Annotated in this window: 7 protein-coding genes and 3 pseudogenes; 4 read left to right on the forward strand and 6 right to left on the reverse strand. The window is 61.4% G+C overall.

All coding sequences use genetic code 11. The annotated features are described in order from the left end of the window. Positions 1-891, forward strand: a pseudogene (locus tag ACRXB1_RS21565) (MFS transporter); the annotation flags it as partial. Positions 892-901: 10 nt separating this feature from the next. Then, positions 902-1,792, forward strand: coding sequence for an amidohydrolase family protein (locus ACRXB1_RS21570; RefSeq protein ID WP_449493156.1), 891 nt, complete (start codon positions 902-904; stop codon positions 1,790-1,792). A 2-nt stretch (positions 1,793-1,794) separates the two neighbouring features. On the opposite strand, the gene ACRXB1_RS21575 is transcribed toward ACRXB1_RS21570, so the two are convergent. Then, positions 1,795-2,922, reverse strand: a complete 1,128-nt coding sequence (locus ACRXB1_RS21575) for an aminotransferase (protein ID WP_449493157.1) — start codon at positions 2,920-2,922, stop codon at positions 1,795-1,797. A 151-nt stretch (positions 2,923-3,073) separates the two neighbouring features. On the opposite strand from ACRXB1_RS21575, the gene ACRXB1_RS21580 reads away from it, so the two are divergent. Together ACRXB1_RS21580 and ACRXB1_RS21585 are read left to right on the forward strand one after the other, a co-directional pair. Then, positions 3,074-4,264, forward strand: a complete 1,191-nt coding sequence (locus ACRXB1_RS21580) for an amidohydrolase family protein (RefSeq protein ID WP_449493158.1) — start codon at positions 3,074-3,076, stop codon at positions 4,262-4,264. Positions 4,265-4,362: 98 nt separating this feature from the next. Beyond that, on the forward strand, positions 4,363-4,944 hold the full coding sequence (locus ACRXB1_RS21585) for a DJ-1/PfpI/YhbO family deglycase/protease (protein WP_174363263.1): 582 nt from the start codon (positions 4,363-4,365) through the stop codon (positions 4,942-4,944). Between the two features lie 121 nt (positions 4,945-5,065). Here ACRXB1_RS21585 and tcuC read toward each other — a convergent pair whose 3' ends face one another. From tcuC to ACRXB1_RS21610, 5 genes and pseudogenes are all read right to left on the reverse strand, one after another. Then, the gene (gene tcuC / locus ACRXB1_RS21590) at positions 5,066-6,391 is read right to left on the reverse strand and encodes a tricarballylate/proton symporter TcuC (protein ID WP_174363264.1); all 1,326 of its coding nucleotides are present in this window, start codon (positions 6,389-6,391) and stop codon (positions 5,066-5,068) included. A gap of 64 nt (positions 6,392-6,455) precedes the next feature. Continuing rightward, positions 6,456-7,631, reverse strand: coding sequence for a tricarballylate utilization 4Fe-4S protein TcuB (gene tcuB, locus ACRXB1_RS21595; RefSeq protein WP_086381503.1), 1,176 nt, complete (start codon positions 7,629-7,631; stop codon positions 6,456-6,458). Further along, positions 7,618-9,024 carry an FAD-dependent tricarballylate dehydrogenase TcuA gene (gene tcuA / locus ACRXB1_RS21600; RefSeq protein ID WP_449493159.1) on the reverse strand — a complete coding sequence of 469 codons (1,407 nt, stop codon included), beginning with the start codon at positions 9,022-9,024 and terminating at the stop codon, positions 7,618-7,620. The genes tcuB and tcuA overlap by 14 nt, the downstream gene beginning before the upstream one ends. 75 nt (positions 9,025-9,099) lie before the next feature. Next, positions 9,100-9,693 (reverse strand): annotated as a pseudogene (locus ACRXB1_RS21605) (LysR substrate-binding domain-containing protein); the annotation flags it as partial. Beyond that, positions 9,633-9,820, reverse strand: a pseudogene (locus ACRXB1_RS21610) (hypothetical protein); the annotation flags it as partial. The pseudogenes ACRXB1_RS21605 and ACRXB1_RS21610, both read right to left, overlap by 61 nt.

The raw sequence follows: 9,820 nt of genomic DNA on the forward strand, positions 1-9,820 counted from the left end.
TAATGGACCGCGGGCGCCGTGCTGCTGAGCGAGACCATGCGCGCTGAACATCGCGGCAAGGCGATGGGCATCGTGCAAAGCGCCTGGGGTTTCGGCTGGGCGGGCGCGGTGCTGCTTTATACCGTCGTGTTCTCGTTCGTATCCCCGGAATGGGCGTGGCGGCTGCTGTTTGCCATAGGCGTGATTCCGGCCGGGCTCGTGCTCTATTTGCGCCGTAACGTGGTCGAGCCTCCGCGTGTTCCGGTCGCCGCAAAGGCATCCGGCGGGGCGCTTCCTCCGGCCACCCATATCTTCGATAAATCCGTGATCCGCTCGACCATCGTGGGCGCGTTGATCGGCGTGGGCGCGCACGGCGGATATCACGCGATCACCACGTGGCTGCCCACTTACCTCAAGACCGAGCGGCATCTGTCCGTACTGGGAACCGGCGGGTATCTCGCGGTGGTGATCGCGGCGTTCATCTGCGGATGTTTTGTCAGCGCGTGGTTGCAGGACCGCATTGGCCGCAAGCTCAACGTGATCCTGTTTGCCGTGTGCTGCGTGGCGACGGTCAACCTCTACGTCTTCCTGCCGATGGGAGACACCGCCATGCTGCTGCTCAGCTTCCCGCTCGGGCTTTTTTCGGCAGGGATTCCGGCAACGCTCGGCGCGCTTTTCAACGAACTTTATCCGCAGGGCATTCGCGGCACAGGCGTGGGTTTTTGCTACAACTTCGGGCGGATCGTTTCTGCGGGTTTTCCTGTGCTGGTCGGTCACATGGGCAACTCCATGCCGCTTGGTTCGGCGCTCGGTATCGACGCCGGAGTTGCTTACGGCCTTGTCGTGGTCGCCGCGCTGATGCTGCCCGAGACGAAGAACCGGCGGATCGCGACGGTCGCGGTCAATGCGTGATTAACGTCGGATGAACGCCGATCAACGGATTCCACTTATGCAAACGCAAGAGACCTGCATGGCCGAGCGCTGGTATGAGACGGGCGCGGAGCAGATCACGGCCATCGACAGCCACGCCCATGTGTTCGTCCGCGGTTTGCCGCTCGCGCCGCAGCGCCGCCATGCGCCAGATTACGATGCCACGCTCGACGCCTACGCCGGTCATTTGCTAGCGAACGGCGTGTCGCACGCGGTGCTGGTCCAGCCGAGTTTCCTCGGCACGGACAACCGCTTTTTTATCGATGTGATGCGGCGCTACCCGTTGCGTTTTCGCGGCGTGGCCGTGGTGGATTGCAGCGTGAGCGATGCCGGGCTGGTATCGCTCGATCGGTCGGGTGTGGTCGGAATGCGGCTGAACCTGATCGGCTTGGCGATCCCCGACCTTCGCGCGCCTGACTGGCAGCGGTTGTTCGCCCGCGTCAATGCGCTTGGGTGGCATGTCGAGGTGCATCGTCAGGCAGCGGATCTGCGTGATGTCGTGGAGCCGCTGTTGGAGCAGGGCTGCACGGTCGTAGTCGATCATTTCGGGCGGCCTGATCCGCAAACCGTCGAGCGCGACCCGGGCTTTCGCTATTTGCTCTCGATCGGGGGAACGGGGCGCGTGTGGGTGAAGTTATCGGCGGCTTACAGGAGCGCGGTGAATGATTCAGGCGTTGCGGCCGGCGCGCGGCTGGCAAGCGCATTGATCGATGCATACACGCCCGGGCGGCTTGTCTGGGGCAGCGACTGGCCGCATACGCAACACCAGCAACTCACCGACTACGATGCAACCCGCCGCGCGCTCGACCGATGGGTGCCGGACGCGGCGCAGCGCGAGATCATTCTCACGGGTTCGGCCGGCGAGCTGTACCGGTTCGGATAGCGTTACTTGCGCACGATGTCCTTGAGAAAATCCGATACACGTTCGAGTCCCCGTTCCAGCACATCCAGTGGATTGGCGAAGCCGATCCGCACACAACCTTCCATTTCGAACGCGCTGCCCGGCGTGAGCATGACGCCGGTCGCCTCAATCAGCGATGTACAAAATTCAGTCGATGACATGTCCACATCGAACTTGAGCAGGCACACAGTCGCGGCTTTCGGCTTGACATACGAGACCAGCGGTTCCTGCTGGATCCATGCATCGAGTGTTGCGAGATTGGTCCGTGTGATCGCGTGATTGCGCGCGAGGATCCTGTCTTTCGCTTCCAGCGCTACTGATGCAAGATGATCGTCGATCATCCCCACGCTGATGGTGTTGTAGTCGCGATGAATGCACACGGCCCGGATGAGATCGACCGGCCCGGCGATCCATCCCAGGCGCAGCCCGGCTAGCGACCACGTCTTCGACATGCTGCCCGTGCTGATGCCGCGTTCGTAGAGATCTGCGACGGACGCGGTGAATCCCGAACCTTCCTGATCCGTTCCGCGATAAACCTCGTCGCACAGCAAGTACGCGCCGCACGATCGCGCGATGGCGACCACCTCTTTGAGAAACGCTTCGTCCATCAGCGAACCCGTTGGATTGTTCGGGTTGTTGATGGCGATCAGCTTCGTTGCGGGGCTCGCAAGTGTGCGCAATTCGTCGAGATCGGGAAGAAAGCCGTTCTCTTCCCGCAGCGTCAGGGTGTGTACCTCGGCGCCGTGACTCTCGGGTATCGAATAGTGCTGCTGGTATGTGGGCAGCACGGCGATCACGCGGTCACCGGGCTCGATCAGCGTTTCATACACCAATGCGTTTGCGCCGATCGCGCCATGTGTCACCAAAATGTTCTTCGGCGTTTGATGGTCGTAGAGCGCAGCGATATTCGCGCGCAACCGGTCCGAACCCTCGATCGCGCCATAGGTCAGCTTCATGGGGCGCAGTTCGTCCATGATGCTGTCCTGCTTGCCGGTCAGCGTCAGCAACTGATCGACGGTCAGCGATTCGACGCAGGTTTCAGCAAGGTTATAGCGCGCCTCATGCTCGTACCGGTCCATCCATCGCTCGACCAGAAAGTCCTTGATCTTCATTCGTTTCTCCGCAAATCAACGCGTTCGGTTGACCGAGTGTATTTCAAATTCCATGCAGGCTGAAGATCTGGAACGCGCGTTACCTTCGACGCACTGACTCTTATGACACACTCACGGTTTGCTTACGCTCAACGTCATGTCAGGAGATTCCGTGAACCCGAGCTTCTTGATCAGTAACGGTCGCTTGTCTGATGGCGCGTCCGTCGATATCGCAATCAGCGCCGGGCGTATCGAAGCGATTGGAGCCAATCTTCCGCGCGATGCAGACGTGGTGGTGGAAGACGGCGGGAGCGCACTTGTGCTTCCGGGATTCGTGGAAGGCCACACGCATCTCGACAAGACGAACTGGGGGCTGCCGTGGTATCGGAACGAAGTCGGTCCGAGGCTTGTAGACAGAATCGAGAATGAACGCTCGTGGCGTGCAGGCTCGGGACATGATGCAGGCAAGCAATCCCTCGCGCTCGCCCGTGCGTTCGTTGCCGCTGGAACAACGCGCATCAGGACGCACGTGGACGTAGACACCGACGCCGGCCTCAAGCATCTCGAAGGCGTGCTTGAAACGCGTGAAACGCTCGCGGGCGTTGCGGACATCCAGATCGTTGCGTTCCCGCAATCGGGCATGCTGCGCCGCCCGGGAACCGATGCGTTGCTCGCCGACGCGCTGAAGTCAGGCGCCGACATACTGGGCGCGCTCGATCCCGCGCTGATCGACCAGGACCCGGTCAAGTCGCTCGACACCACGTTTGCGATCGCGGATCGTTACCAGAAGCCCGTCGATATCCATCTTCACGAGCCAGGTGAAGTTGGCGCATTCACCATCAAGCTGTTGCTCGATCGCGTCGAGGCGCTGGGCATGCAGGGTCGCGTGGTGATCAGTCATGCGTTTTGCCTCGGCATGTTGCCCGATCGCGAGCGTGATGTGCTGCTCGCAAGAATCGCGCAACTGAGCGTCGCGCTCCTGACGACCGCGCCGCCCTCGGTACCGGTGCCGTCGCTGCGAGCTTGCATTGAAGCGGGCGTGACGCTCTTCGCGGGCAACGACGGCATACGCGATACATGGACGCCGTTCGGCTCGCCCGACATGCTCGAACGCGCGATGTTCGTGGCCATGCGGCACGATCTGCGTCGGGACGTCGACCTCGCACTCGCACTCGATTGCGTCAGCACGCTCGGCGCACACGCGTGCGGCTTTGCGGACTATGGATTGCACGTCGGCGCGCGTGCGGATCTGGTTCTCGTCGATGCCGCCACTGTCGCTCATGCGGTCGTCGCACGGCCGGTGCGCAAGCTGGTTGTATCGAATGGAAAAGTCGTGGCACGCAATGGCGCAATGCTGGCCTGAAACATCGGGCCTGATGCATCCCGTACAAGCTAAGATATCAGCGAGCGCCGGTTCACGCGGACCGGTTTCCTGCGTGATTTCTTCGATGGGAGAACAAGATGGCAGCCAAGAGGATTCTGTTTCTGACCGGCGATTTTGCGGAAGACTATGAAACGATGGTGCCGTTCCAGGCGCTGCAGATGGTCGGTCACACCGTGCATGCGGTCTGCCCCGGCAAGAAGAGCGGTGACAAGATCAAGACCGCGATTCATGACTTCGAGGGGGACCAGACTTATACGGAGAAACCCGGACATCTGTTTGCGTTGAACGCGAGTTTCGACGACACCGATCCAGCCAGTTATGACGCGTTGATGATTGCCGGCGGACGCGCGCCCGAGTACTTGCGCCTGAACAATCGTGTGATCGAAATCGTCCGGCATTTCGCCGATGCTGAAAAACCCATTGCCGCTGTTTGTCATGGGGCGCAATTACTCGCCGCCGCGGATGTGATTCGCGGCAAGCGCATTTCGGCGTATCCCGCTTGCGCGCCGGAAGTGCGTCTTGCGGGAGGGGAGTATGCGGACGTTCCCGTGGACAGCGCAGTGACTGACGGCAATTTCATTACCGCGCCCGCGTGGCCTGCGCATCCGCAATGGCTTGCGCAGTTCCTGACGCGGCTTGGGACGGAAATCAAGCTTTAGGCGCGATGCTGGAGGGCGCTGGCGGGCGGCAGGCGCGTCGGCGTTACGGGCAGTCGGGCCGGCACTGCAATTGCACCACTCGCGCGGCCCGAATAAACATCGGCCGCGCGTCATCAACTCCTTATCCCAGCTTCGCCTGCAACTCGGCTGCTCCACCGCGCTTATACAATGCCAGCGTAGCGATAAACCCGCACACTGCCGCAAAAATCAGCCAGTAAGCTGGTGCGGCTTTATCGCCGGTCGTCTGGATCAGATACGTCGATACCGCCGGCGTGAAGCCACCGAAGATCGCCGTTGCCAGGCTGAACGCCAGCGAGAAACCCGCCACGCGAACATCGACCGGCATCACTTCAGTCAGCGCGGCGACCATCGCGCCGTTGTAAGCGCCGAAGAAGAACGAGAAGTACAGCAGCACGCCAAGCATGCGCAGGAAACTCGGATCGTGCGCAAGCCACGAAAGCGCCGGGTAAGCCGTGATGATCGCCAGTGCCGATACAAACAGCAGCACCGGCTTGCGCCCGATCCGGTCCGAAATCGCGCCGCCGATCGGCAGCCAGATAAAGTTTGATACCCCCACGAACAGCGTCACGATCAGACTGTCCGACGTGCTCAGGTGCAGCACGGCGCGGCCGAAGGTCGGCGTGTAGACGGTGATCAGATAGAAGGTGGTGGTGGTCATCGCGACCATCAACATGCCGGCAATCACGGTCTTCCAGTTCGTGAGCATGGAACGGAAGACTTCACCGGTTGCCGGGTGATGACGGCGCGCCTTGAATTCGGCGGTCTCCTGCAGCGAGCGGCGCAGAATGTAGAGAAACGGCACGATCATGCAGCCGATAAAAAACGGCACGCGCCATCCCCAACCGGCAATCTGCGGCGGCGAAAGCATGCTGTTCAGCGCATAACCCAGGGCTGCGGCGACGACGATTGCGACCTGCTGGCTGGCAGATTGCCACGACGTATAGAACCCCTTCTTTCCAGGCGTCGCCATTTCCGCGAGATAGACCGACACGCCGCCGAGTTCGGCGCCCGCCGAAAACCCTTGCAGCAAACGTCCGAGGAGCACCAGCGCCGGAGCCAGCAAGCCAATGGTCGCAAACCCCGGAACGCAGGCAATGAGAATGGTGCCGCTTGCCATGATGGAAAGCGTGACGATCAGGCCGCGCCGGCGTCCAACTTTATCGATGTACGCGCCCAGCACGATCGCGCCTAACGGACGCATCAGGAATCCGGCGCCGAATACAGCGAACGTCTGCATCAGCGACGCAAATTCGCTGGCAGCCGGAAAGAACGTCCTGGCAATATAAGTCGCGTAGAACCCGAACAGAAAGAAATCGAATTGTTCGAGGAAGTTGCCGCTGGTGACGCGCAAAACCGCGCCCAGCTTCGAGACACTCGGCGCGCTCGCGCCCAGCGCCTGCGGTTGAAATTCGTTTCCGGTTGCCATGTCGTCTCCTGGATTTTTTTATTGCCACGCCGGCCATCATAGGCTCGACGGACCCCATGTTGCATTAGTCATCGACCAGCAGTTTACTCGGTTGGCGTTTTTCCACGGCCCATTTCAAAAGTGCTGCACTGCGATAAATCCCGTGCGCGAATTTCCCGTACGGCAGCGTCAGGAACAGCGCCATCACAATGCCAAGGTGGACGGCCAGCAATAACGCCATCATGGATGTATCGCGGAGAATCAACAGTGCGAGACCGCTCGCGCTGGTCAACAACAGCAACGCGATAAAACCGCGGTCCATCGGCTTTTGCGCGACGTCGCCGTGTTGCGGATGACGCTTCAGGTTCAGCCACAACAAACCGGCAGGTCCCGCCAGCAAGCCGAGACCACCCAGCGAACCGAGTACGACCGGTACGCTGCTGATCGCATAAGGCGCTTCGAGCTTGAGAAGATAGTGATAGAGCGTAGCCACGCACGTCGATGCAAAACACAGCATGAAACCGTAGAACGTGAGGTGATGAAAGCGGCGCCGGGCGAGGGAAAATGCATCGTCGGCGTTGTTGCAGCCTTCGCCATGGCCGCCGCCGAGATAACGCAGGCTCAGCACGTCGTGCGTCGCTTCACCGATGGCTTCGGCCGACATCGCGCCCGGATCCTCATTGCGCCAGAACTTCCGGACACCGACGCCGAGCGCGATCATCGCGAACACGAATACGATGCCGAAGAGCAGCGCGAGCGTGTTGTGCGGGAACACCGCATAGAAGTTTCCGGCGAGCGGCGGCAAGAGCAGCGAGCCTTTGAGCGCCATCGTCATGATCAGGAAAAGTGCCAGACCACCAGCGAGCGCCAGTGCCAGGGTCAGGCCGTTGCGCTTGTATAACGCGCCGAAACCTGCCGGCCATGCGTAGTCGACGTAAGTCTGCAAACGCACTTCGGCCATCGCCTTGGGCACATTGACGCCAAATTCGTGGGGCGGCGCGTACTGGCACGCGTGCAGACACGCGCCGCAGTTGTGGCAGAGATTCGAAAGGAAGTGCACGTCGGCGCGGCCGAACTCGAGGCGGCGGGTCATCGCGGGGAAGACGGCGCAAAAGCCCTCGCAATAGCGGCACGCATTGCAGATCTGCATGATGCGGCTGACTTCGCCTTCGGCCGCGGACATCGGTTTTGCAAACGTGATGGGAACTTCGTTCAGTGCAAGCGCGCTCGCCTCGCGCGTCAGGTTTTCAAGCGACTGCATGACTGGCTTCCTTCAATTTCAAAGCCGCCTGCGCGGCCTGGGTTCCTGCAATCCGGCCGAATGCCGTGCCGATCGCCATGCCGACGCCGGCCGTATAACCCTTGCCGAGCACGTTGCCCGCCATCATCTCGCCCGCAACGTAAAGGTTGGGGCTCGGCTTGCCGCCGAAATGCACGGCGGAGTTCTCGTTCACCTTGAGACCGAGGTACGTGAACGTGATGCCGGGGCGAAGCGCGAAGGCGTAGAAGGGCGGTTTGTCGATGGGCTGCGCCCAGTGTGTCTTCGCGGGCGTGAGGCCTTCGGTATGGCAATCATCGAGGACGGCGTGATCGAATTTGCCGACGCGACATGCGGCGTTATAGGTCTGGATCGTATCGATGAACTTCGCTTCGTCAAGATCCATGGCACGCGCGAGTTCGCCGAGCGTGTTCGCTTTCGTGCCGGGAAAGACGGGCGGCATGAAGCGGCCGATCGCTTTCGAATCGATGATCGAATAACCGATCTGTCCCGGCTGATGTGCAACGAGCCGTCCCCAGATGGCATAACGCTTGGGCCAGAAGTCCTCGCCTTCATCGTAGAAACGCTCGGCGTTGCGGTTCAGCATCACGCCGAGCGACACACAATCCACCCGTGTGCAGATGCCGCCGTCGTATAGAGGTGCACGGGCGTCGATCGCGACACAATGCGATTGCGACGGATCGCCGATGGAATCCGCGCCGGCATCGATCATGTATTTGAGCAGCACGCCCATGTTGAAGCGCGTGCCGCGAATCAGGAAATTGTCGGCGACCCATTCGCCGTTGATTTGGCCCCATGCTTCGCGCAGCCACTCGCGATTCGATTCGAAGCCGCCCGCGGCCAGCACGCACGAGCGCGCTTCAATACGCTCATCGCCAATCCGCGCAGCAACAAAACGGTCGCCATCCAGTTCGATGGAATCCACCGGCGCGTTGTATCGAACCTGGACGCCCAGCGCTTCCGCGCTGCGGAAATACGCGTTGACGAGCGCCTTGCCGCCGCCCATGAAAAACGCGTTGGTCCGCGCGACATGCAGCGCGCCCGACAACGGTGGCTGGAAATGCACGCCGTGTTTGCGCATCCAGTCGCGGCATGTCGACGATTCGCGGATTGCGAGGCGGGCGAGCGGTTCGTTGGTGATGCCGCCCGTGACCTTGAGCAGGTCCTGCCAGTATTCCTCTTCCGGATACGCATCGATCAGCACGTCCTGCGGCGCGTCGTGCATGCAGCGCAAGTTGCGCGTGTGCTGCGAATTGCCGCCGCGCCACTCACGCGGCGCAGATTCGAGCAGCATCACGGACGCGCCCGCCTCGCGGGCCATCAAAGCCGCGCACAAAGCCGCGTTGCCGCCGCCTATCACCAATACGTCCACCATTGTGATGTCTCCTCCAATCTCCGGAGTGTAGGACGTGCGGTGTTCGGCCGCCAGCAGGCGACAGGCAACGGGTCTTCATGAATCGTGAAGAGGCGGCAATGTGGCGCCTGTCCATTGTCCGCCGGTGACGAGCGTTCGCGCGACATCGGCGAGAACCACGCGCGCCGCGAGGCCGGCGGGCGAGAGTTCGTCGTCGGAAAGACTGACGAGCTGGTTTGGACGCACCATGTAACGCTCGTTGATAGGCAGCGCGCGGAACAAGGCCAGGTCGCGGCGGGCCAGCGCGGCACCTGGCTGGATCGTCAGGCCCAGACCGCCTCCGACCGCGTCCATGAGCATGGCGAGGCCATCGATTTCCGCCACGATATTCGGCTCGATACTGGCACGCGCAAACGCTGTGTCGAGCAGCGAACGCAGGCCGTGCGGGCCGCTTGGGAGGATCATCGGCAACTTCGCGATGTGCGCGAGCTTCGTGGTCCTGGTCTTTGGCATCGGCTCGAAACTCGCGGCTGCGATCACGAACAGACGTTCGTCGAGCAAAGGCGTCGCGCTGAAGCGCTTGATGTTGTCGCTCTGGAACAGGATCGCGAGGTCGATCTGGCGCGCGTTCAGCATGCCGGACAAATGGCCCGACAGACTTTCAACCATGCGCAGGCGTACATCGGGATATGCGCGAGCTTCGTGGTCCTGGTCTTTGGCATCGGCTCGAAACTCGCGGCTGCGATCACGAACAGACGTTCGTCGAGCAAAGGCGTCGCGCTGAAGCGCTTGATGTTGTCGCTCTGGAACAGGATCG

It is taken from the genome of Caballeronia sp. M23-90 (assembly GCF_053574605.1).

Bases quoted from the DNA above. Each gene is read 5' to 3' on its own strand.
- tcuB (WP_086381503.1), bottom strand. From the start codon at position 7,631: ATGCAGTCGCTTGAAAACCTGACGCGCGAGGCGAGCGCGCTTGCACTG.
- ACRXB1_RS21575 (WP_449493157.1), bottom strand. From the start codon at position 2,922: ATGAAGATCAAGGACTTTCTGGTCGAGCGATGGATGGACCGGTACGAG.
- tcuC (WP_174363264.1), bottom strand. From the start codon at position 6,391: ATGGCAACCGGAAACGAATTTCAACCGCAGGCGCTGGGCGCGAGCGCG.
- ACRXB1_RS21570 (WP_449493156.1), top strand. From the start codon at position 902: ATGAACGCCGATCAACGGATTCCACTTATGCAAACGCAAGAGACCTGC.
- tcuA (WP_449493159.1), bottom strand. From the start codon at position 9,024: ATGGTGGACGTATTGGTGATAGGCGGCGGCAACGCGGCTTTGTGCGCG.
- ACRXB1_RS21585 (WP_174363263.1), top strand. From the start codon at position 4,363: ATGGCAGCCAAGAGGATTCTGTTTCTGACCGGCGATTTTGCGGAAGAC.